Raw genomic sequence first — 23,462 nt, forward strand, 5'->3', positions numbered from 1 at the left:
CGAAGAGGTCAGGTTCGGGTCGATCTCGAACCTGATGCTGGGCAGGTTGGTTCCGCCGAGGCTGCCGTCGTTCGGATCGCCGTATCCGAGGTTCTCGGTGGTCTGGAAGACGTGGAAGCCGACCCTGTCGACCTGGAGCAGGTTCTGCCCGGCGAAGTCGACCGCGTTGCCGAAGTCCGCCTTCTCGGCGTCGTTGGTGTCTGGGGCGGACCTGCCGCCACCTCGATGCCGAGGCAGCCGTTGCCGCAGGGGGGTCTGCCGTTGTTTCCGGGGACGACCGGGCGGTGTCTGAGATCGGCGACGGGGGAGCCGATGGTGTTTCTGGGGATCTCTCCCCAGTTCTACGACCGTGCCACCCGATTGCCGTCCGCGGCGGCGGACATTGTTCCCGGGACGGTCGAGGCGATGATCGTGGTGAGCGCCGTGGCGGCGAGCACCTTCCAACGGCTGGCGCCGAGACGAACTTTGACACCTGCTCCTTGGTTGGGCCAAGGGCCCGCCACGCACGTGTGCCGGTCGGCGGCGTGGCATGGGCCTTCGGCGTTTTCGTCCGGGAGCCCTACGTCGGTCTCCTCCGTACCGGGACCATGCCCTGGTCCACAGCCTCCCGAACGGCATGCAGCTCTCACGGGAACGGCTATGGACGAGGGTTGCGCGAGGTGATCGGTCCGACCCTCGGTGAAGGCCGGGATCGTCCCGCGGTACGGAGGATCCTGGCCGGGCCCGGGACTCTCGTGATCACCGTGGCATGCGGTGATCATCACCGCATCCGGGATGACCCGCGTCCGTGCCGGGCCTGTGCCGAGGGGCGCGAGCGCTCCCGCCAGGACCCAAGCGCACCTCTGCTTTGACGACCGCCGGCGTGTGACCGCCCTGCCGCCCCGGCTCACCGCCCCGTACTCGCGCTGACGGGGCTGACCGGCCATGCTGGTGCCGGCGCCGAAAAGTCGTTGGTCTGGGACCTTTCGGGGCTGATAGACACTGGTATGGAAGACAAGGTCAAGCTCTCGGTCGAGCGAATGCTCGCGGAACGCGCCTGCGAGCGCATCATCGTGGATTTCGTCCACCGCCTCGATCTCGGCGATCCGAGTTCGGTGGCCGAGCTGTTCACCCCCGACGGTGTCTGGCACTGGCCGTTCGGGGACCGGCGCATCGAGGGGCGCGAGGCGCTGCGCGCCTACTTCGCCTCTCGCCCGGAGGACAGGCTTTCGCTCCGTCTGATGACGAGCATCCTGGTCACAGTGGAGTCCGAAGTGACAGCGCGTGCGGTCTCGTATCTGACGACATACCGGGTCGATGGCTACTCGGGTGGAATGATCGGGCCCAGACTCCCGGCGAACATCGGCCACTACGAGGACACTTTCCGGAAGATCGACGGCGCTTGGTTGCTCGCGGGCCGCACGGTGTTCCTCCCCTTCGCTGGTGGAACGGAACGGCTTCCTGTCAATGATGCATCGCCCGCCTGACGGCACCACGTCGCCGCCGGTGACCATCGGCCGGCCGGGCCCGGGTGATCGGTGAGGGGCAGCTGGAGTCCGGCTTCCCGAGCGCCCGGCCGACGCGCCGACCGCGGTTTCCGACCCCTCATCCGTGCCACGGTCCGGTGCCGGCTTGTGCTGGACGCTGACTGCGCCGCTCATCAACCCCCGGCCTCGGACGTGGACTTCGGGCCGCTGGGCCGCAGTGAAGGGATTGAGGCGGCCGAGCGGTTCGTGCCGGACGCCCGGAGCCGTCCGGCGGGGACCACGACGACGGGGAGGGCCCGGCGGTGGACACGCCCGACGAGTGGCCACACCGAGCGGAGGCCCCCTCTGGCAGGATTGGACGTCGTCCATCCACGCCAGTGCATCATCGATCAGATCACTGCTCCCCGTGGCCGACTTCGTCACCCACCCAGGCGCGCGGGTCCTGATCCGTCACCCTGCGCCGCCGCGGCGGCCCGCACCCGCTGGTCCTCGCGAGCAGAGCCCACGTCCCGTTCCAGGGGTGTACGGCTCACGGCCGTCGCGAGGTCTTCCAAGGCCCGCTTCTGCAGTTCGGCCTCGCGCCGCCCGACCGGGCTCCCGTCGCCGGCGCCGTCCTCCCATGCGAGGAGCGCCTCCTCCACGCGACCCCAGTCCGGATTCCTGTGCTCACGCACGTCGACTGCTGCCTTCGCGGTGTCCGCCTCCAGGGCCTCGGCGAACCGCCCCGCCTGGGGGACGAAACGACTGCCGGCCGGCGGGACGTGGCTCTCCATGAGCATCGCAGCCCGGCCGAACCCCTTCAGCGCCTCCTGCGCCTCCTCCGCCTCGCGCGAGGTCAGACCTCTGGGGCGGACCGGTTCCCGCCTCGCCCGGTCGTATGCCTCCTGCCAGGCTGCCCGTGCCTCCCTGCTCGCCAGCAGTGCCCGGCGCATGTCGGAGTGATGCTCCCGGGTCGGTTCGGCGTAGTTGCGGAGCACCGCGGCCGCGTAGCGGCCGTTGGCGGCGAGCCAGTCCGCGAGCCGGCCCGGCAGCCGGGGAGTCTCCCACGCCGGCAACACCACATAGGCCAGCATTGCCAGGGCCCCGCCGAGCAGGGTGAGCACCACCCGCTCCGGGACCGTCTGCTCCCATGCCTGGCCGCCCATGCCGAGCAGGAAGACGACGTACGCGGCGGTGAAGCACTGCGAGTAGGCGTAGCCGGTACGGATCAGCGTGTACGACAAGCCTGCCGAGAGCACCGCCAGCGCGCCGAACACATGGGCGTCCGGGCCCAGGGCCCGGACCATCCCGGTGGCGAGCGCGACCCCCGCCAGGGTCCCGGCGAAACGGGCCACCGCACGCGCGTACGTCTGGTGGAAGTCCGGGCGCATCACCATTACCGAGGCGATGGGCGCCCAGTAGCTGTGGCCCAGGGGCAGCCGGGCGGCGATCAGATAGCCGAGCGTGGCCACCGCTGCCAGGCGGACGGCGTGCCGGCACACGGGTGAGTCCCACCGGAGCTCACGGCGGACCGCCCGGACGACGACCGGCACCAGCCGGTGCAGTGTCGGGCGCAGCAGAAGATCGGCGTCGGCGGGGCCGGGCGGCGTGGGCGTCCTTCCGGGCGCGCAGCCGCTCCCGGCGATCTCCAATGCCTCGCCGAGCAGTTCCACGAGCCGTTCGGCGGCCTGTCGCGCCGGGCCCTCCAGCACCTCGTGCTCCTCGTCGACGCACAGGATGTCCGTGCTCTGGGGCCGCACCTCGGCGGGAGTGCCGCGTCGGATCGAACGGGCGGCCGCATCCAAGGCGTCGGCGGCCGCGTCGAGCAACTCTCGTGCGCGGTCCCGCCCGGGTCCCTCCGCGGGGGCACCCACGTCCGGGTCGGCCAGCGCGGCGACCACCGGCCGAATGCGCTCGGCGAGTCCCCGGGGGCCGTGCAGGACGGGGGGACGGGTGCGGGCCTGTGACGGCGTCACCGCGGCCGCGTCCCGGGCCGTCATCAACGGCTCCGGGTCGAACGGGGCGGTCGGGTCGTGCCGCAGCCGCCGGGCGTAGTCCGCCACGGCGGCCAGGGCGTCGGCGAGCGCGTCACGATGTGCCCCCCAACGGCGGATCGGGAACAGCAGGATCAGCACGGCTTGCACCACGCCCCCGAGCGCGATGACCCCGGCGTGCTCCAGGGCCCGCCCGACGCTCGTGGGGAGCGTGACGGTCACCAGCATGCTGCCGACGGTCGTCGCTGCGATGATCCCAGCGGTCGGTCCGGCGGCCCAGGCCATCCCCGCGGCGAAGGCCCATACGGCCAGCAGCGGGAGGAACGTCACGAGTCGCCCCGCGGCCAGGTAGCCCACGAAGGTGCTGAGCGCCAGACCCCCGCCGGCGCCGAGCGCGATCACCTTGCGTGGACGCCAGGTTCGCTGGAAGGTGGCCCCACCCGAGGAGTAGGCACCGAGGGCGGCGGACGCGGCGTACGCGGGGGAGACGAGCCACAGCATCGGCGCGACCACGATCGCCACCCCGGCGGCCGTGCGCAGCGCGGGGAGAAGCTCCAGCCGCGTCTCCTCGATCCTGAGCCCGGATCGCACGACCTCCCCGAAGGCCCGCAGCCACGTCATGGATGTCCGCCTGACCGGAATGCCGGGCCGGGATGCGTCGGCCTGGTCGAGGTGTCGCAGCCGTCGCGCAAGGAAGCCCTCACACACGGTCCGCCGACCGGCCGACGGCGGCAGCCGCTGGGCGGGGTGCCGTCACTGTGGACACTGCTGGGTGTCCACCTCTGTCCGTGGGGCCGAAGTGCGGGCAATCGCCGTTGGTTCACGTCCGCACCGGACGTGGCCGACCGTCCCAGCCCTGGTCGGGGGACGGGCAGATCGCCACCCGTCCCCGGGACCGGTCCAGGGCAATCAGGGGCCATGGTGGCTCCGAGTCTCTTACCGCTTGTGGCCGTTGCCAAGTCCGTTGGGATGCAGGACCACCTTGGTCCAGCCCTCGTCACGGGCGTCGAAGTGCTCGTAGGCGGTGGGGGCCTCGTCCAGGCTGAGTTCGTGGGAGACGACGAAGCTCGGCTTCGCCTTCTCGCCGGCGATCACATCCCGCAGCGCCCGGTTGTACCTCTTCACCGGCGCCTGCCCGGTGCCCATGCGCTGGCCCTTGAACCACATCAGGCCGAAGTCGATCGGAACCTTGCCCTGCGCCTCCAGCTCGCCCTGGGCCTCCTCACCTCCGGGGTCCTGGGGCAGGAACACGCCCACCACACCGATCTCGCCCGTGAACCTGACCGAGTCGATCAGCCCGTTGAGCGTGAGGCTGGCGTCCTCGTGTCCGTCGGGGTCGTGCGCCTGGTAGCCGACGCACTCGCAGCCGTTGTCGGCGCCCAGGCCGAGGGCGGCTGCCTTGACGACCTCCGCAGGGTTCTGCGCGGCGGTGTTGATCGGGATGGCCCCGATCTCCTCCGCCTTGCGCAGCCGGTCGGGCTGGTGGTCGGCCACCCAGACGCGGCCGGCGCCCTTGATGAGGGCGGAGTAGGCCGCCATCAGCCCGACGGGACCGGCCCCGAAGACGATGGTCTGGTCGCCCGGTTTGACGTGGGCCATCTCGGCGGCGTGATACCCGGTGGGGAAGATGTCGGCGAGCATCACGTAGTCGGTCCGCCGCTCGGCGGCGTCCTCGCCCAGACGCAGCGCGTTGAAGTCGCCGTAGGGCACGCGCAGCAGTTCTGCCTGGCCACCCTGGTAGGGGCCCATGTCGGGGAATCTGTAGGCTGCTCCGGCGAGGGCCGGTTCCGGCTGCATGGTCAGGCAGTAGTCGGTCAGGCCCCGCTCGCAATGCTTGCGGAAGCCGCAGGCCATGTCGAAGGGCAGGACCACGTACTCGCCGACCTGCACCTTGCGCACGGCCGAGCCCACCTCCACCACTTGGCCCATGTTCTCGTGACCCAGGGTGCGGCCGGACTCGAACGACGTGCGGCCCTCGTACATGTGCAGGTCCGAGCCGCAGATGTTGGTAGTGGTGATCTTGACGACGATGTCGCAGGGGTGCTCGATCCTCGCGTCCGGTACGTCCTTCACCGTGATGGTTCGCGGACCTTCATAGATTGCTGCTTTCACGAGGATTCCCTCAGTGCCGCGGCATGACTGCGCACGGCGGTGATGGAGACGGCGCGAAGAGCCTGACTCCCCGGGAGTCGGTGTGACGGGGTCCGTGGCTCAGGCGTGCCTCTGCGGGCCGCTCACCTGGTCCAGGTGCAACGGTAATGCCGCCGTCGGCTTGCCGGGCGGGAGCCTCGGCGGTCCGGTGGCGTGCTGTCCGAGTCCCCGTCGGCCTCGATGTGAAACGGCCACGCACCGATCCATCAACGGCACCTTCCGACGCGGACGAAGACCGATCGCCGGTGAACCTCCGACTCAGGTCACCGGCTGGTCGCCGCCGTCGTCCTGGAGCATGCGGCGGCGTTCCTGTTCGCGCTTGGAGTAGGCGGCTGCCCGGATCGCCTCGTCGCTCTCCAAACCGGATCCGAGCGCACCGCCCACCGTGGCGACCGAAGCGACGAACCAGGACAGGGTCCAGTATTCCGTGGCGTCAAGCGGGGTTCGTGTCGTGGAGGCGAATACTTCGCCGTTGAGGATGAACAGCGCCCACAGCAAGTTGATGACGATCAAACCCGCGTAGCAGACGAGCACCCCGATACCCACGGTCATGACCGTCGACGCGTTGTAGAGCCTCGCCCTCCGCCTCGCATCCTGTGAGACCTCCGCTGATCGATGCCAGAGCTGCGCGTCCACGATCAGCCAGCCGATCATGAGCGCGACGGACCCGACCGCGGCGATGACCAGGCGTGGCGTGCTCAGGGACTCGGCCAGGTTCCAGATGGTGGCGTTCACGGTGGCGGCTGCTCCCGTGGCGAGTGCGGCCGCGAGGGCTTTCGACAAGCCCGGCACCAAGCGCCACGGTCGGTTGGCGCGCACCATACCGAGGAGCACCCGGAGGTAACCGCGCGGCCCGCTGATGATGTAGCGGAGATCAGCGGGCTCCTCCTCACCGACCTCGCCCGGGTGGATCGGCGCGAGACGACCGACGAAGGGCGCCGGATACGGCTGACTCCGCGGAGTTCCCTCAGCCCCGGCGCCCCGCGGGCCGGCCAGGTTGAGCACGACTTCTTCCACGGCCCGCCGGGCCCTCGTCTGCAGACGCAAGCCTCCCAGCGGAGGAAGCGACAGCAGCGCCAAGCCGTGCGCGTGACTCAGATCCACCACCAGCTTGCGCCCGTGTGAGTGCAGCGGAAGATCGGTGAGGGCCACGACGATGTCCCAACTCTCCTCACTTCCACGGCTCATGATCCGGCGCATGAGCGCGGCCGGGTCCTCGGTCCCCGCGGAGAAGGGCTCACTGACCACCTCGACGTCGAACCGTCGCCCCTGGCCCGCCCTGTCGGCGAGCCGAGCAGGAAGTATCCGGGCCATGCGCTGTGCGATCTCGGTGGGCGCGTCCGGATCCGCCAGAAGAGCCACGACCGTAACGCCCTGAAACGACACCCGCGGGACTCCTCCTCATCGGCTGCCCCCGCGCGCACGTGCCCACAGGATGCCCCCCAGGTCACGCCGGCGCAGCTTGACACGCTGGGCCTCGCCGACGGGTGCGGTGCCCGGTGACGGCGCCCGTCGCGCGGTTCGCGGCGCGATCAGGTAGTCAGGAACGGTGAACAAGGACGCGACCGACCCCTTCGTGCATGTCCGGGGCGCCGGGGAGAACAACCTGCGCAACATCGATGTCGACGTTCCGCGGGACGCGATGGTCGCCTTCACCGGCGTCTCCGGTTCGGGCAAGTCCTCGCTCGCGTTCGGCACGCTCTACGCGGAGGCCCAGCGGCGCTACTTCGAGTCCGTGGCACCGTACGCCCGAAGACTGTTGCAACAGGTGGGCGCACCGCACGTGCAGGAGATCACCGGACTGCCGCCGGCCGTGGCCCTGCAGCAGCGACGCGGTTCGCCCAGCTCGCGCTCGACGGTCGGCACCATCACCACGCTGTCCAATCTGCTGCGCATGCTGTACTCCCGCGCAGGCACCTATCCGCCCGGGGCCGCACGGCTGGACGCCGAGTGGTTCTCACCCAACACCGCGGCCGGCGCCTGCCCCGAGTGCCACGGACTGGGTGTCGTGCATGACGTCGCCGAGGACCTGCTCGTCCCGGACCCCTCGCTGAGCATCCGCGAGGGGGCGATCGCCGCCTGGCCGGGCGCCTGGCAGGGCGCCAACCTCCGCAGTGTCGTCAACGGCCTGGGGATCGACATCGACCGACCGTGGCGCAGGCTCAGGAAGAAGGACCGGGACTGGCTGCTGTACACGGACGAACAGCCCTCCGTGTACATCGAGCCGGAGGAGGACCGCGTCGACTACGGCTACCAGGGCAAGTTCTGGAGCGCCCGCAAGCACGTCATGCACGTCCTCGCCGATTCCAAGAGCGAGAAGATGCGCGAACGGGCGCTCCGGTTCGTCAGAGGTGTGCCCTGCCCCGCCTGCCACGGAAGCGGACTGAGGCCCGAGGCGCTCGCCGTGACCTTCGCCGGACGCAGCATCGCCGAGATCAACGCGCTGCCATTCACCGAGGTCGTGGCGCTGTTGCGGCCCGTCGCCGGGCGGTCCGAGGCCGACGCCGCCACGTCGACCGCCCGGTCCGGGGAGACGACCGAGGTCGCGGTCCGGATCTGCGGCGATCTGGTCGCGCGGATCGACGTACTGCTCGACCTGGGCCTCGGATACCTCAGCCTCGGGCGCCGCTCGACGACCCTGTCACCCGGGGAGGCGCAGCGCCTGCGCATCGCCACCCAGCTGCGCTCGGGGCTGTTCGGCGTCGTCTACGTCCTCGACGAACCCTCCGCGGGCCTGCACCCGGCTGACGCGGAACCGCTGTTGGACGTGCTGGACCGCCTCAAGGCGGCGGGCAACTCGCTGTTCGTCGTGGAGCACGACATGGACGTCGTACGGCGGGCGGACTGGGTGGTCGACATCGGCCCCGGTGCGGGCGAGGGCGGCGGACGCGTGCTGTACAGCGGCCCGGTCGCCGGTCTCGAGCTGGTCGGGGAGTCGGCCACGAGCCAGTACCTGTTCGGGCGGGCCCAGCCCCTCGATCACCGCCGGCGCACCCCGCACGGTTGGCTGCACCTGCGCGGCGTCTCCCGCCACAATCTGCGCGACGTGTCCGTCGACGTACCGCTCTGCGTCCTGACGGCGGTGACGGGCGTGTCCGGTTCCGGGAAGTCGACGCTGGTGACGCAGGTGCTCGCCGAGGTCGTCCGTGGCCACCTCGGACTCGCACCCGAGGAGCCCGACGAGGCGCGGCTGGAAGTCGACGTCCAGGACGCGTCGGGGGTCGAGTCCTTCGACCGGCTGGTCCTGGTCGACCAACGGCCCATCGGCCGAACTCCCCGGTCCAACCTGGCCACGTACACAGGGATGTTCGACGCCGTGCGCAAGCTGTACGCGGCGACGGACGAGTCGAGGGCGCGCGGCTACTCGGCCGGGCGGTTCTCCTTCAACGTGCCCGAAGGGCGCTGCGAGACCTGCCAGGGCGAAGGATTCGTCGCGGTGGAACTGCTGTTCCTGCCCGGCACCTACGCGCCGTGCCCGACCTGCGAAGGTGCCCGGTACAACGCGGAAACGCTGGAAGTCACCTACCAGGGCAAGAACATCGCGGAAGTGCTGGCGCTGTCCGTCGACGCCGCCGCCGAGTTCCTGTCCGCCTTCCCGGCCGCCTCCCGCAGTCTGGAGACGTTGCGCGAGGTGGGACTGGGGTACCTGCGGCTGGGCCAGCCCGCGACGGAACTCAGCGGTGGTGAGGCGCAACGCATCAAACTGGCCACCGAATTGCAGCGAGCCCGCCGCGGACACGCGCTCTACCTCCTCGACGAGCCGACGGCGGGGCTGCATCCCGCGGACATCACGCTGCTGCTGCGACAGCTGCACCGGCTCGTCGACGCGGGCAACACGGTCGTCCTCGTCGAGCACGACCTGGACACGATCGCCACCGCCGACTGGGTCATCGACCTCGGTCCGGGCGGCGGCGACGCGGGCGGGCGGGTGGTCGCGGCGGGACCGCCGGCCAAGGTGGCGAAGGCCCGCCGCAGCGCCACCGCGCCCTACCTCGCGGCCCGGCTCACGCGCTCCTGACGACGGCGCGCGGAGCCCGCCGGTCAGCCGGCTTCGGGGCGCGGAGTCGCCATGCCGCGTCCCGGCTTGTGGCGGAAACGGCCCTCGATCTGTCACGTCGGGGCCCGCTCCACGAGGACTCCGGCGCGACGTGGAGCACCCTGATGTGGACGTGGGCGTGCCGGCATTCGGCGGCGGCGCGGTGCTACGGACGGCAGCCGTACGGAGGCGGCCGTCCAGGCCGACCGGCCCGTGGGGTGGAGAGCGGGGCCGGCGGGCCCACCCGCTCCGTGCACCGACTGCGACCAGGCCGCCGGGTCAGCCGGGCAGGGGGTGGTATGCCCGGGCGAACTGTTCCACGACGGCGGCGCAGAAGGCGGGCAGGTCAGCCGGGCTGCGGCTGGTGACCAGCTGCCCGTCGACGACCACCTCCTGGTCGAGGACCTCCGCTCCCGCGTTTCTCAGGTCGGTGCGGATGCTGGGCCAGGACGTCAGACGGCGGCCGCGCACCGCGTCGGCCTCCACCAGGGTCCACGGGCCGTGGCAGATCGATGCGACCGGTTTCCCGCTGGCCATGAAGTCCTTGACGAATTGCACCGCGTCGCGGTCCATGCGGAGCTGGTCGGGGTTCATGGTGCCGCCGGGCAGGAGCAGGGCGTGGTAGTCGTCGACGGACGCATCGGCGACCAGGCGGTCCACCGGGAAGGTTCCGGCAGCGTTGAGGTCGAACTGGCGGGCCTGGATCTCGCCGGGGTGCAGCGAGACGATCTCGGTCTTCGCCCCTGCGCCCTGCAGCGCACCGCGCGGTTGATCGAGTTCCACGCGCTCGACGCCGTCGGTGGCCAGAATCCCCACCCGCATCCCCCTGAGTTCCTGTGTCATGGTGCGGCTCCTTTCACGGGCTCGCTGTTGCTGGGCCGGGAGCGGTCGGAACACCCGGCAGGTCTACCGCCTTGTCGACTACGAGTTCGTGGGAGACGATCCGCAGCGGCCCGGCCTTCCGGGGCCGAGACGAGTCCGGCGATACGTACCGGGACGCGAGTGCTACAGCAGATGGTCGAACACCGCGGTCACGCCCTCCCAGTGACGGGTCTGCGGGTTCTTGACATCCGGATAGATGATTTTGAACGTCTCGGCCAGGGCGACGCTGAGACCACCGATGATCTCGGGGTAGCGCTCTTCGGTCTCCTCAGTGGGTGTCCTGTCGAGGGGAGGGTGGGTGGCGAGCTGCTCCAGGACGGGTTTCAGATCGACCTCCTCGTCGAGCTGCCGGAACCGGTGGATGCTCTCCTGGAGACCCTTGGTGATCGGTAGATCCCACGGCTCGACGGTATCCCTGCCGTTGGCCTTGGCCGACGCCTGGCCGACGACCATGAGGTCGTAGAGCTTGGCGTCGACGAAATCGCCGTACCGCTTCAGGTCGTTCTTGTCCACGTCGAGGCTCGCGGCGGCGCGGAAGAACCTCTCGAACTTCGACACACCCATCACGGTCATGCCTCTCGCCTCCTCACCAGTAACGGACGGCGCCGTGCGTTTTCGCCCGCGCCGCCGTCGGCTGTTACCCGTTCGAGATTCGCAGAGCCCCCTGCTGAGCGCTTCCGCTCTCCAGGCCGAAAAACGGCGCCCCCTCCTCCCCTGGCAGAGCAGCATGGGGCGCTCAGACATCCCCCGGCCAGTCGTGCGGCCCTCCGCAGGAGGCTGCACGGCGTTGCGATGCCTCGTAGGACAACTACCGACCGGACGACACGATCAGCGTGCCCGCTCGGCGTCGGCACACGCGACGGGGTGCGCGGCGCCCCCTCGTTCCGCGACGAGCGGGCCGTGCCACCTTGGCAACCCCTTCAGAGCATCTCCAGGGGCCCGGGCCTGTCGGGCGGCGGGAACGCCTCGTCGAGGGCGTCGAGCGCCTCGGTGGGAAGGCGGAGGTCCACCGCGCCGCGGTTCTCCCGGACGTGGTCGGGTGATCTGGAACGCGGGATCCCGGCCACCCCCTGCTCCAGCACCCAGGCGAGTGCCACCTGGGCCGGCGTCGCTCCGAGGGCCCGGGCCACGGCGCCCAGTGCGTCGGCCCTCAGGAGCCGCCCCTGCTCGATCGGGGAGTAGGCCACGGCCGTCACCCCGGCCTCGCGGCACCAGGGGAGAAGATCCCACTCGATGCCGCGCCGGGAGAGGTTGTACAGCACCTGGTCGACGGCCGCGGCGTCGCCACCGGGGAGGGTGGTCAGCTCGGCCATGTCGGCGACGTCCAGATTGCTCACGCCCCAGTGACGGATCTTCCCCGCCTCCATCAGGTCGGTGAATCCCGCGAGGGTCTCCTCCAGCGGCCACCGCCCCCGCCAGTGCAGCAGGTACAGGTCCAGCCGTTCCGTGCACAGCCGCCGCAGGCTGCCCTCGCACGCGGCGACGGTGCCCTTCCGGTCGGCGTGGCCGGGCAGCACCTTGCTGACGAGGAAGACCTCTTCCCGGCGTCCCCTGAGGGCCTCTCCCACGAGTTCCTCGGCTGCGCCGTCGCCGTACATCTCGGCCGTGTCGACGACGGTCATACCCAGGTCCACGCCCAGCCGCAGGGCGGCGATCTCCTGTTCACGCCGGCCCGGGTCCTCGCCCAGGTACCAGGTGCCCTGCCCGAGCGCCGCGATCTCCTCACCGGAGGGGAGCACAACTGTTCTGGCCGATTCCACAGACATCTCGGGGCCTCCCGTCCGCCGCGGATCCGTGTCGCGCGACCTCCACCGGGTGCCCAGGTCCGCGCCTCCCAGACAGTGGTGGCGCATGGGCCACGCGGAGGTCAGAGCGGCGGGTGGACCGCGCCTGGAGCTCGCCGGGACCGGGTGCGCGATCGCGCAACGCGACGACCACCGACACGACGGCGCCGCAGGAGAGGAGCGTCGCGGAGCCGGTCAGCGCGGTCTGCACGGCGAAGTTTTGCGGGGCGATGCCGAACAGGACGAAGGGCAGCCCCGTTCCCAGGTACGCGACGACGAAGAACACGGCGAGGACCTCCGCGGGTGAGGCGGGCTCGGCCAGTGAACCGGCATTTTCTCGATTGCTCGAATGAGACGAGTATGCATGTGTGAGCAGGCCCGGCGTGGAAACCCGGGGTGCCCCACCACAGGGAGGCATCATGGATGCCCATGTCACTGCCCAGGGAAGCCCCATCGCCACGGTCAACCCGTACACGGGTGAGAGGATTCGTGAGTTCCCGGCGCTGAGCGCGGAGGAAGTGGGGCGCGCGATCGACGCGGCCCACCGTAGCTTTCCGAACTGGCGTGCCCGGTCGACGGCGGGGCGGGCGGCCGTCGTGCAACGCGCCGGCCGGCTCATGGGGGAGCGCAAGGAGGAACTGGCGCACCTGCTGACGCTTGAGGTCGGCAAGCTGATCAGCTCGAGCCGTGCGGAGGTCGACCTCGCGTCCGACATCCTCACCTACTACGGCGAGCACGGCCTCGAGCTGCTGGAAGAACGGCCTCTGCCGGTGCCCGAGGGCACGGCTGTGCTGGTGAACGAACCGCTCGGCGTCCTCCTCGGCGTGATGCCGTGGAACTTCCCGCTGTACCAGGTGGTCCGGTTCGCGGCTCCCAACCTCGTCCTCGGCAACACGATCCTGCTCAAGCACGCGAGTAGCTGCCCCCAGTCCGCACTGGCACTCGAGCAACTGTTCAGGGACGCGGGTGTGCCGAGCGGGGTCTACACGAATCTTTTCGTGCGGGGCAGAGACGTCGGGAAGATCATCGACGACCCTCGAGTGCAGGGAGCGTCACTGACCGGAAGCGAGCGAGCGGGCGTGAGCCTGGGCGAGATCGCCGGCCGCAATGTCAAAAAGTCCGTCCTCGAGCTGGGTGGCAGTGATCCATTCGTCGTGCTGGACGGTCACCACCTCGAGCGCACCGTGTACGCCGCGTTCCTCGGCCGGATGGGCAACACCGGGCAGTGCTGCGTGGCGGCCAAGCGCTTCATCGCCCTGGGCGAAGTCTACGAGGCCTTCCTCACCGGGTTGCGTGACCGGATGAGCGAACTGCAACCAGGAGATCCGGTCGATCCCGCCACCACGCTCGGCCCGCTGTCCTCCGAGGCGGCGGCCGAACTGCTGATGGAGCAGGTTCGTGACGCGGTGGACAAGGGAGCCACGGTGGTGCTGGGCGGCGGGCGGCCCGACCTGCCGGGTGCCTTCGTCGAGCCGACCCTGCTCACCGATGTCACACCGGACATGCGGGCCTACCGGGAAGAGCTCTTCGGCCCCGTCGGCACGGTCTACCGGGTCGCCGACGAGGATGAGGCCGTGGCACTGGCCAACACCTCCCCCTATGGCCTGGGAGGCGCGGTCTTCGCCGCCGACCCGGAGCGTGCTCGCGGGGTCGCGGACCGGCTCGAGGCGGGCATGGTGTGGATCAACCACCCGACCGCGTCCCGACCGGAGTTGCCCTTCGGCGGCATCAAGCGCTCCGGCTACGGGCGCGAACTCGGCGACGTGGGCATCATGGAATTCGCGAACCGCAAGCTCGTGCGCTACGTCGACGCCGACGCCCCGATCGGAGAGGTGCTGGGCTGAACCATGAGCCGGCCCACGGCTCCCTCGCGGCGGGCTTCCGGAGCGGGACATGGTGGCGTTCCGGCCGGCCCACCGAGGCCGCGTCCGGACCGACTGGCCGTACGCCCGGCGTCGGGCGGATGAAGGCGCCTCTGTCGGTGGGCCGGTCACCGTGGCCGGTATCCAGGACTCCCCAGCCGGCCCCCGGCCGCTCGACCAAGTCGCAGCCGGCCCTCCCGGCATCGGCGGAGCGGCCCAGACGCTCCACCGCCGTCCGGCCCACCCACTCCAGCGCTGCTGACACCACACCCCCATGAGTTCGAGCGACGCGTCAGCCGCGTCCGCCCAGAACGATCCTCCACACTCGGGTCGCCACCTGGAGGTTCAGCCGGTCCTCGACGTTCGCGAGGTCGTGGCCGCTGATGTCGCGGATGCGCTGGAGCCGATAGCGCAGTGTGCTGCGATGGATCGTGAGGGAGTCGGCGGTCTCGTCGTAATTGCCGCCGCAGTCGAAGTACCGGGACAGGGTCTCCACCATCGCCCCGTGGTGCCGGGCGTCGTAGTCGATGAGCTGCCCGAGCCACTCGTGGACGAACGTCTCCAGTTCTCGGTGATCGCTGCCGGGTCCCAGGATGCGGTAGAGGCCGAGCTTGTCGAAGAACGTCGCGCCGTAGCGCTCGCGGGAGTGGCGGCGCACGTCCAGGGCGCGCCGTGCCTCCTCGTAATGGCGGGGGATGTCGTCCACGGCGTCGCAAGGGGCGCTCACCCCGATCGTCCCGGACCGTGTTCCGGTCTCCCGGGCGAGCGCCTCGTACAACGCGCGGGCGTGCGGCCTGTGGCCGGTGATGAGGATGACGTGATCGGCGCGGTGCGTGAGCAGCGAGCGCATGCCCAGCGCAACGGCCGCCCGACTCACGGTCTGCGCGAAGGAATCGTCCGCCGCCCGGTTCGACCACTGCACCACCACGACGTAGTGGCTGCCGTGCAGGTCGTGTCCGACTGCCGCCGACCGGGCGTAGGCGCTCGGCTCGTCCGTCCCTGCCAGGAGGTCGTCGGCCAGCTCGCGGTGCAGCCTCAATTCCACTTCGGCCAGATCGCGCAGGTGCGTCAGCTCCAGGGAGAGCGACGCGGCGGCGTGTCCAAGCGCGAGTACGGTGTGCTCGTCGGCCTCGTCCCGGGCATCGACCAGCGCCAGCACGCCCAGGATCTCGCCGTGCGGGCGGATCAGGGTGATCAGCCGGTCCTTTATCCGCACCGGGCCGGCCTGTTTGGCGATGGCGTGCAGCATCTCGTCCTGGCGCAGGGGGTCCGGTTCGGGATAGGGGACGGGACGGTCGGGACCGGTCCAGGACCTCAGCCGGCCGAAGCGGTCCTCGATCAGCGCGGGAAGTCCGGTGAGCCCGTGCAGTGCGCGGGTGACGGCTTCCTCGCCGCCACCCGAGGCGGCGACGTCGGCCATGAGGGTGTGAACGGCTCGCTCGTAGCCCAGCTCAGCCACCACAGAGATCAACTGCCGCTGGAGGGCCGTGTGTTCCTCCCCCAGCCGGCGCAGCTCCAGCGCGTCCTCCCGTAGGCGGCGGTGTGCGAAGACCACTGACAGTGCAGCAGCGGTGTGCCGGACGAGTAGGGCGAGCAGGGATCGCTCGGCCCGGGTGGGTTGAGAGCGGGACGTGACCACGAGGTAGCCGTGGAGTCCCCCAGGTCCGCGTAGCCCCAGGGCCCGGCTCCAGGGCCTGCCGGGCAGGGTCACGTCGCCGTCCTGTCCGGCCAGCTCCCGCACCCTCCGGCCCACGGTCAAGGCATGCGTCTGCCCGTTCCTCGGGCTAGGGACCAGGTCACCGCCCACCTCGAGGTATCCGGCCTCGGCGCTGTACGGCCCCGCGGCGCCTATGTGGTCCATGGTCAGGCGCAGGATCGCACCTTCGTCCGGAGCGCTGGTCAGGGCGCGGAAGAGCGCGACCAATTCGTGGAGGTCGTGGTCGGCTGGGATGCGAGTGGGCAGACGGGGCCCCCTGCGCTTGGCCGTGGGGTGCCGCCCGGCGCTGCCCCGGGGAAGGCTGCCCTTCCGGTCGGCGTGGCGGTGGTACAGGCCGTACGCCCGGCTGCCGACCATGGGATCACTCCGTTCGAGGCGGTCGGCTTTCGCGTACCCGCTTCCAGGCCGGCGTACCCGAGACGTGTGGTTTCTTTCTCTCGTGCTCGTGGGGCGACTGGACCCGCGCATTCCTGGCTTGCCAGGCGCAGGCGTGGAGCCACTCGGTTCGTCACCCTGGGGAGTGCTCGAGATTCTCCGTGCGCACCGGTGGGAAACCGGCTGAGATCCCCCCGCCACCTGAACGTATGCGATCCGGAGAGTCGACGCAGGCGCCGCAGCGGGAGGAGTTCCTCATGGCCAAGGCAGTGGGCATCGACCTGGGCACCACCAACTCGGTGATCGCCGTGTGGGAGGGCGGTGAGCCGTCCGTCGTGCCCAACAGCGAGGGCAACCGCACGACACCATCCGTCGTGGGCTTCACCGACACCGGGGAACGTCTGGTGGGCCAGCTGGCCCGGCGCCAGGCGATCCTCAACCCGAAGGGCACCATCTACTCGGCCAAGCGGTTCATCGGCCGGCACTTCGACGAGATCTCCGACGAGGCGAGGGCGGTGGCGTACGACGTCGTCGAGGGCGACGGCGGGGCGGCCCGCTTCAAGGTGCGCGACAAGCTGTACGCGCCTGAGGAGATCAGCGCACAGGTGCTGCGCAAACTCGCCGACGACGCGTCGAAGCAACTGGGGGAGAAGGTCACGGAGGCGGTCATCACGGTGCCCGCCTACTTCAACGACGCTCAGCGCACCGCCACCAAGGACGCCGGACGGATCGCCGGACTGGAGGTGCTGCGGATCATCAACGAGCCGACGGCGGCCGCCCTCGCGTACGGCATGGACAAGAAGGAGCACGAGACCGTCCTCGTCTTCGACCTGGGCGGCGGCACCTTCGACGTGAGCATCCTCGACGTCGGCGACGGCGTGGTGGAGGTCCGCTCCACCGCCGGTGACAGCCACCTGGGCGGCGACGACTTCGACCGGCGTCTGGTGGACTACCTCGCGGACGACTTCCAGAAGGAGAACGGCATCGACCTGCGCAAGGACCCGCAGGCGCTGCAACGACTGTTCGAGGCGGCGGAGAAGGCCAAGACCGAGCTCAGTTCGGTGACGCAGACCCAGGTCAGTCTGCCGTTCATCACCGCCGACGCCTCGGGTCCCAAGCACCTCACCGACTCGATCATGCGGTCCACCTTCGAGCAGATCACCGGCGACCTGGTCGAGCGTTGCCTGGGACCGGTGCAGCAGGCGATGGCCGACGCGAAGGTCGGCGAGAGCGACATCGACGAGGTCATCCTCGTCGGCGGTTCCACCCGCATCCCCGCCGTCCAGACTCTGGTCCGCCGGCTGACCGGCGGCAAGGACCCGAACATGAGCGTCAACCCCGACGAGGTCGTGGCCCTGGGCGCCGCGATCCAGGCCGGGGTACTCAAGGGCGAGGTCAAGGACGTCCTGCTCCTCGACGTCACACCCTTGTCGCTGGGCCTGGAGACGCGCGGCGGAGTGATGACGAAGATCATCGAGCGGAATACCACCATCCCCGTGCGCCGCAGCGAGACCTTCTCCACCGCCGAGGACAACCAGCCGGCCGTCGACATCGTCGTCCTCCAGGGCGAACGCGAGCTGGCCGCCGACAACCGGGTGCTGGGCCGGTTCCAGCTCACCGACATCCGGCCGGCGCCGCGAGGCGAACCGCAGATCGAGGTCACTTTCGACATCGACGCCAACGGCATCCTCAATGTCAAGGCCCGTGACCGGGACACCGGCAAGGAACAGGGCATCACCATCAGCGAGAGCTCCAACCTGGACCGCAGTGAGGTCGAACGCATGGTCCAGGAGGCCGAAAGCAACCGGGGCCAGGACCAGGCACTCCGCGAGGCCGTCGACGCCCGCAACGAACTCGACGCCGTCGCGTACCAGGTCGAGAAGCGCCTCGCCGAACTGGGTGACGCAGCGCTCGCGCACGAGAAGGCACGCGCCGAGATGCTCGTGTCCGACGCCCGGGCGGCGGTCAAGGAAGAGGCGGGCGTGGAGCGCGTGCGGCCCCTGGCCTCCGAACTCCAGCAGGTGCTCGCCGGGCTGGCGGCACATCAGGGCGCCGCCGCCTCGGACGGCGGTCCCGGCCAGGACGCCGCCGACAGCGGTCCCACGAGTGGCGGCGGCGGTGACGATGATGTCATCGACGCCGAGTTCGACAAGGGCTGAGGCGCGCCATGCCCACCCACCCCCAGCAACCCGACAGGGCCGCGCCGGATCAGGGCGTACGGGTCCCGGAAGGCGCCGGACCCGCTCCTCGCGGGGATCTGCCCCAACCGGGCCCGTCCCGGCCCCGAGCGGCGGACGGCGAACCGGGACCCGATGCCGCCGGCCCCGCGCCTGCCGAGGACGAGTACACGACCGCGATCCAGGAACTGGAGGACCGCTGGCGGCGCGCACTGGCCGACCTCGACAACCTTCGCAAGCGTCACGCCAGGGAACTGGAGCGAGAACGGGCGGTCGAGCGGTCACGCACGGCGGCCGCCTTCCTGCCCGTCCTCGACAACCTGGAACTCGCGCTGACCCACGCCGGCGCCGATCCGGGCGCGATCGTGGAGGGTATCCGAGCCGTACGCGACCAGGCGGTGAACGTCCTCGAACTGCTCGGCTACCCGCGGCATGCGGAGACCGGCGTCGCCTTCGACCCGGCCCGGCACGAGGTGGTCGGTGTCGTCCAGGACCCCGACGCCCCACCGGGCACCGTCGTCGAGGTGCTGCGCCCCGGCTACGGGGACGGTGAGAGGCAGCTCAGGCCCGCCGCCGTGACGGTCGCGAAGCGGGAGTGACCGGTCATGGCACGGGACTTCTACGAGGTGCTGGGCGTATCGCGGAGCGCGAGCCAGGACGAGATCCAGCAGGCGTATCGCAAACTCGCCCGCCGGTACCACCCGGACGTCAACAAGGACCCCGGGGCGGAGGAGCGGTTCAAGGACCTCAACGAGGCATACAGCGTCCTGTCCGATCCCAAGACCCGGGCCCGGTACGACCGCTTCGGCGAGGACTTCCGCAAGATACCCGAGGACTTCGACGAACGGGTCGCGGCCGGAGCGGGCGGCGGCTTCCGCGGCCGGACGACCGCGGGCGGTGGCGGTCCCCACGTCCGATACGCCACCGGCTTCGGCGACGACTTCGGCGCGGAGGGCATCGACATCGAGGACCTGCTCGGCTCCATGTTCGGAGCCGGAGCCACCCGAGGCGGCGTCCCCGGAGCGGACCAGGAGGCGGAAATGCCGCTCACCGTCGAGGAGGCGTACCGCGGCGGCCGTCGCACCGTCACACTCGCCGGCCCCACCGGGCAGCCGCGGCGCTACGAGGTCGACGTGCCACCGGGCGTCACCGACGGGCAGCGCATCAGGCTTGCCGGTGAGGGTGGCCAGGGCAGTGGTGCCGCCACCGCGGGCGACCTGTACCTGAGGGTACGCATCCAGCCCCACCCCCGGTTCCGGCTGGACGGCCGTGACGTGCACGTCCAGGTCCCGGTCACCCCGTGGGAGGCGGCCCTGGGTGCGACCGTGCCGGTACCCACGCCCGGCGGCGGCACGGCAAAGGTCACGGTGCCCGCGGGCTCGTCCAGCGGCCGACGACTGCGACTGCGCGGCGAGGGCATGCCGAACCCGCGAGGCGCGAACGGCGACCTGTACGCCGAACTCCGCATCATGGTGCCTCCCACCCTCGGCGACCGGGAGCGCGAACTGTTCGAGGAGCTCGCCGCCACTTCCTCGTTCGACCCCAGGAGGACGCGATGAACGACCGACCCCCGGGAGCGGGAGGCATAGGCTGGGCCGGCGCGGGCGCCCGTCCGGTACGAACGGGCGCCGACATCACTGCTTCGACGGCCGTCCGGTACGCGCTCGTGCCCATCCCCAGGCTCTCCCTGGCTACTGTGGCCCTTCGCTCCGGGCTCCACCCCGATCTGATCCGCCGGTTCGTCGCCCTCGGCCTGGTCGACGCCGAACGCGACTCCGGGGGGCGACTGGTGTTCGACGCCACGGCCCCGGCGGTTCTCGCCCGGATCCAGCGGCTGCGCACCGGACTCTGCCTCAACTACGCATCCATCGGCCTGGTGCTCGACCTGCTCGACCGCATCAGTCTGCTCGAAGCCGCCTTGCGCGGCCGCGGCACGAGGAGTGAAACACCCCCATGGACATGAACCGTCTCACCCAGAAGTCCCAGGAAACCCTCCAGCAAGCCCAGAGCGCGGCCGTCGGCATGGGGCAGACCGAGGTCGACGGGGAACACCTGCTGCTCGCGCTTCTCGATCAGGAGGACGGTCTGATCCCGCGGTTGCTGCAACAGGCCGGCGCCGAGCCGAAGGAACTGCGCGCGGCCGTGCGCGAGGAACTCTCCCGCCGCCCGAAGGTCACCGGTCCCGGCGCGGCACCCGGCCAGGTCTTCGTCACCCAGCGCCTGTCCCGCCTGCTCGATGCCGCCGAGCGGGAGGCCAAGCGCCTCAAGGACGAGTACGTGTCTGTGGAACACCTCCTGCTCGCCCTCGCCGAGGAGGGCTCGGCGACCGCCGCCGGACGCCTGCTCAAGGAGCACGGTGTGACCCGGGATTCGTTCCTGGGTGCGCTCACCCAGGTCCGCGGCAACCAGCGTGTCACCTCCGCCAATCCTGAAGTGGCCTATGAGGCTCTGGAGAAGTACGGCCGCGACCTGGTCCTCGATGCCCGATCCGGGCGGCTGGACCCGGTCATCGGCCGGGACGCCGAGATCCGCCGCGTCACCCAGATCCTGAGCCGCAAGACCAAGAACAACCCCGTCCTCATCGGCGATCCCGGCGTCGGCAAGACCGCCATCGTCGAGGGCCTGGCCCAGCGCATCGTTCGCGGCGACGTCCCCGAGGGCCTGCGCGACAAGACGGTGTTCGCTCTCGACATGGGCTCCCTGGTGGCCGGCGCCAAGTACCGCGGCGAGTTCGAGGAACGGCTCAAGGCCGTCCTGTCCGAGGTGAAGGCCGCCCAGGGGCGCATCCTGCTCTTCGTCGACGAACTGCACACCGTCGTCGGTGCGGGCGCCGCCGAGGGGGCCATGGACGCGGGCAACATGCTCAAGCCGATGCTCGCCCGCGGCGAACTCCACATGATCGGCGCCACCACCCTCGACGAGTACCGCAAGCACATCGAGAAGGACGCCGCCCTCGAACGCCGCTTCCAGCAGGTGCTGGTCGAGGAGCCGGGCGTGGAGGACACCATCTCCATCCTGCGCGGACTGCGCGAACGCCTGGAGGTCTTCCACGGCGTGAAGATCCAGGACACCGCGCTGGTCTCCGCGGCCACCCTCAGCCACCGCTACATCACCGACCGGTTCCTCCCCGACAAGGCCATCGACCTCGTCGACGAGGCGTGCGCCCGGTTGCGCACCGAGATCGACTCGATGCCCGCCGAACTCGACGAGATCACCCGCCGCGTCACCCGCCTGGAGATCGAGGAGGCGGCCCTGTCCAAGGAGACCGACGCCGCCAGCAAGACCCGCCTGGAGGAACTGCGCAAGGAACTGGCCGACCTGCGTGGCGAGGCGGACGCCAAACACGCCCAGTGGGAGGCCGAACGGCAGGCCATCCGCCGCGTCCAGGAGCTGCGCCAGGAACTGGAGCAGGTCCGCCACGAGGCGGAAGAGGCCGAACGCACCTACGACCTCAACCGCGCCGCCGAACTGCGCTACGGCCGCCTTCGGGACCTGGAGCGCCGGCTGGCCGCGGAGGAGGAGCAACTGGCCTCGAAACAGGGACAGAACCGGCTGCTGCGGGAGGTCGTCACCGAGGAGGAGATCGCCGAGATCGTCGCCGCCTGGACCGGAATCCCCGTCGCCCGTCTCCAGGAAGGCGAACGCGAGAAGCTGCTGCGCCTCGACGAGATCCTGCGCGAGCGGGTCATCGGCCAGGACGAGGCCGTCAAGCTCGTCGCCGACGCCATCATCCGCGCCCGCTCCGGCATCCGAGACCCGCGCCGCCCCATCGGCTCGTTCATCTTCCTCGGCCCGACCGGCGTCGGGAAGACCGAGCTGGCCAAGACCCTCGCGGCGGCCTTGTTCGACTCCGAGGAGAACATGGTCCGCCTCGACATGAGCGAGTACCAGGAGCGGCACACCGTCAGCCGGCTCATGGGCGCACCGCCCGGATACATCGGCTACGAGGAAGGCGGCCAGCTCACCGAGGCCGTGCGCCGCAAGCCGTACTCGGTCGTGCTGTTCGACGAGGTCGAGAAGGCGCACACCGATGTCTTCAACACCCTCCTGCAGGTCCTCGACGACGGCCGCATCACAGACTCCCAGGGCCGCACCGTCGACTTCCGCAACACCGTGATCATCATGACGTCGAACATCGGCTCCGAGCACCTCCTCGACGGCGCCACCGCCGAGGGCGAGATCAAGCCGGACGCCCGCGCCCTGGTGATGGGCGAGCTGCGCGGGCACTTCCGCCCGGAGTTCCTCAACCGCGTCGACGACATCGTGCTGTTCAAACCGCTCGGCGAGCGGCAGATCGAGCGGATCGTGGAGCTGCAGTTCGACGAACTGCGCCGCAGGCTTGCCGAACGCCGCATCACTGTCGAACTCACCGAATCGGCAAAGGAGTTGATCGCCCATCAGGGCTACGATCCGGTGTACGGGGCCCGGCCGCTGCGCCGCTACATCTCCCACGAGGTCGAGACGATGGTGGGGCGCGCCCTGCTGCGCGGTGACGTCCAGGACGGCGGGACGGTCCGCGTCGACGCCGAACACGGGGAGCTGGTCGTCACCTACGACCAGGCCGAGGACGTGAAGGGGGCGCGGGCGGCATGAGCACGATCCAGGCGACGACCATCAAGTGTCCCCACTGCGGGCGCAGGAACCGGGTCCCCGCGGCAGCGGAGGGCCGTCCCAAGTGCGGCCACTGCAAGCAGCCCCTGCCGTGGATGGTGGACGCGGGCGACGACGACTTCACCGAGGTCGCCGAGCGGGCCGACGTCCCCGTCGTGGTCGACCTGTGGGCCACCTGGTGCGGCCCCTGCCGCATGGTCAGCCCCGCACTGGAGAAGGTCGCCACCGATCTGGCCGGCCGAATCAAACTCGTCAAGGTCGACATCGACAAGAACCCGCGACTCTCGCAGCGTTTCGAGGTCCAGGCCGTACCGACACTGCTGATCCTCAATCAGGGCGAGACGGTGGCCCGGCAGGCGGGGGCGGCGCCCGCCCCTGTTCTGCGCCAGTGGGTGGAAGAGTCGATCACCACCCGGAAAGGGTGATCC

16 protein-coding genes are annotated in these 23,462 nt (G+C 70.4%); 9 read left to right on the top strand and 7 right to left on the bottom strand.

Translation table 11 applies throughout. The features are described 5' to 3' along the window. Positions 1-986: 986 nt before the first annotated feature. On the top strand, positions 987-1,466 hold the full coding sequence (locus ACFRIC_RS16320) for a nuclear transport factor 2 family protein (protein WP_382785481.1): 480 nt from the start codon (positions 987-989) through the stop codon (positions 1,464-1,466). A 419-nt stretch (positions 1,467-1,885) separates the two neighbouring features. Here the strand turns inward: ACFRIC_RS16320 and ACFRIC_RS16325 are convergent, their stop codons facing one another. From ACFRIC_RS16325 to ACFRIC_RS16335, 3 genes are all read right to left on the bottom strand, one after another. Continuing rightward, on the bottom strand, positions 1,886-4,060 hold the full coding sequence (locus ACFRIC_RS16325) for an FUSC family protein (protein ID WP_382785483.1): 2,175 nt from the start codon (positions 4,058-4,060) through the stop codon (positions 1,886-1,888). Positions 4,061-4,375: 315 nt separating this feature from the next. After that, positions 4,376-5,551, bottom strand: a complete 1,176-nt coding sequence (locus ACFRIC_RS16330) for a glutathione-independent formaldehyde dehydrogenase (RefSeq protein ID WP_382785486.1) — start codon at positions 5,549-5,551, stop codon at positions 4,376-4,378. Positions 5,552-5,848: 297 nt separating this feature from the next. Continuing rightward, the gene (locus tag ACFRIC_RS16335) at positions 5,849-6,976 is read right to left on the bottom strand and encodes a hypothetical protein (protein ID WP_382785489.1); all 1,128 of its coding nucleotides are present in this window, start codon (positions 6,974-6,976) and stop codon (positions 5,849-5,851) included. A gap of 163 nt (positions 6,977-7,139) precedes the next feature. On the opposite strand from ACFRIC_RS16335, the gene uvrA reads away from it, so the two are divergent. Continuing rightward, on the top strand, positions 7,140-9,608 hold the full coding sequence (gene uvrA, locus ACFRIC_RS16340; RefSeq protein WP_382785491.1) for an excinuclease ABC subunit UvrA: 2,469 nt from the start codon (positions 7,140-7,142) through the stop codon (positions 9,606-9,608). Between the two features lie 297 nt (positions 9,609-9,905). On the opposite strand, the gene ACFRIC_RS16345 is transcribed toward uvrA, so the two are convergent. The 3 genes from ACFRIC_RS16345 to ACFRIC_RS16355 form a co-directional block, all read right to left on the bottom strand. Beyond that, complete coding sequence (locus ACFRIC_RS16345; RefSeq protein ID WP_382785494.1) at positions 9,906-10,469, bottom strand: type 1 glutamine amidotransferase domain-containing protein; 564 nt, start codon at positions 10,467-10,469, stop codon at positions 9,906-9,908. 162 nt (positions 10,470-10,631) lie between these two features. After that, positions 10,632-11,081: a DUF1931 family protein gene (locus ACFRIC_RS16350; RefSeq protein WP_382785497.1), complete on the bottom strand. Its 450-nt coding sequence runs from the start codon at positions 11,079-11,081 to the stop codon at positions 10,632-10,634. Between the two features lie 347 nt (positions 11,082-11,428). Next, positions 11,429-12,274: an aldo/keto reductase gene (locus ACFRIC_RS16355; protein ID WP_382785500.1), complete on the bottom strand. Its 846-nt coding sequence runs from the start codon at positions 12,272-12,274 to the stop codon at positions 11,429-11,431. Between the two features lie 437 nt (positions 12,275-12,711). Between ACFRIC_RS16355 and ACFRIC_RS16360 the strand changes: the two genes are divergently transcribed. After that, a complete protein-coding gene (locus tag ACFRIC_RS16360; RefSeq protein WP_382785936.1) occupies positions 12,712-14,136 on the top strand; it encodes an NAD-dependent succinate-semialdehyde dehydrogenase in 1,425 nt (474 codons plus the stop codon). A 310-nt stretch (positions 14,137-14,446) separates the two neighbouring features. On the opposite strand, the gene ACFRIC_RS16365 is transcribed toward ACFRIC_RS16360, so the two are convergent. Next, positions 14,447-16,228, bottom strand: a complete 1,782-nt coding sequence (locus ACFRIC_RS16365) for a PucR family transcriptional regulator (protein ID WP_382785503.1) — start codon at positions 16,226-16,228, stop codon at positions 14,447-14,449. 275 nt (positions 16,229-16,503) lie between these two features. Between ACFRIC_RS16365 and dnaK the strand changes: the two genes are divergently transcribed. The 6 genes from dnaK to trxA are packed head-to-tail and all read left to right on the top strand — an operon-like array spanning position 16,504 to position 23,459. Further along, a complete protein-coding gene (dnaK, locus tag ACFRIC_RS16370; protein WP_382785505.1) occupies positions 16,504-18,405 on the top strand; it encodes a molecular chaperone DnaK in 1,902 nt (633 codons plus the stop codon). Between the two features lie 8 nt (positions 18,406-18,413). After that, positions 18,414-19,022 carry a nucleotide exchange factor GrpE gene (locus ACFRIC_RS16375; RefSeq protein ID WP_382785509.1) on the top strand — a complete coding sequence of 203 codons (609 nt, stop codon included), beginning with the start codon at positions 18,414-18,416 and terminating at the stop codon, positions 19,020-19,022. A gap of 6 nt (positions 19,023-19,028) precedes the next feature. Beyond that, complete coding sequence (locus tag ACFRIC_RS16380) at positions 19,029-19,982, top strand: DnaJ C-terminal domain-containing protein (protein ID WP_382785512.1); 954 nt, start codon at positions 19,029-19,031, stop codon at positions 19,980-19,982. Beyond that, positions 19,979-20,386, top strand: a complete 408-nt coding sequence (locus tag ACFRIC_RS16385; protein WP_382785515.1) for a chaperone modulator CbpM — start codon at positions 19,979-19,981, stop codon at positions 20,384-20,386. Before ACFRIC_RS16380 ends, ACFRIC_RS16385 begins: the two co-directional genes overlap by 4 nt. Then, entirely contained in the window at positions 20,377-23,016 is a 2,640-nt protein-coding gene (gene clpB, locus ACFRIC_RS16390) for an ATP-dependent chaperone ClpB (RefSeq protein ID WP_382785519.1), read from the top strand. Before ACFRIC_RS16385 ends, clpB begins: the two co-directional genes overlap by 10 nt. Continuing rightward, positions 23,013-23,459 (top strand): thioredoxin, encoded by a 447-nt coding sequence (gene trxA / locus ACFRIC_RS16395; protein WP_382785522.1) that lies wholly within the window; start codon positions 23,013-23,015, stop codon positions 23,457-23,459. The genes clpB and trxA overlap by 4 nt, the downstream gene beginning before the upstream one ends. The last annotated feature ends 3 nt before the right edge of the window (positions 23,460-23,462 follow it).

It is taken from the genome of Streptomyces sp. NPDC056738, assembly GCF_042790435.1.
In the GTDB taxonomy this organism is placed as follows: Bacteria; Actinomycetota; Actinomycetes; order Streptomycetales; family Streptomycetaceae; genus Streptomyces.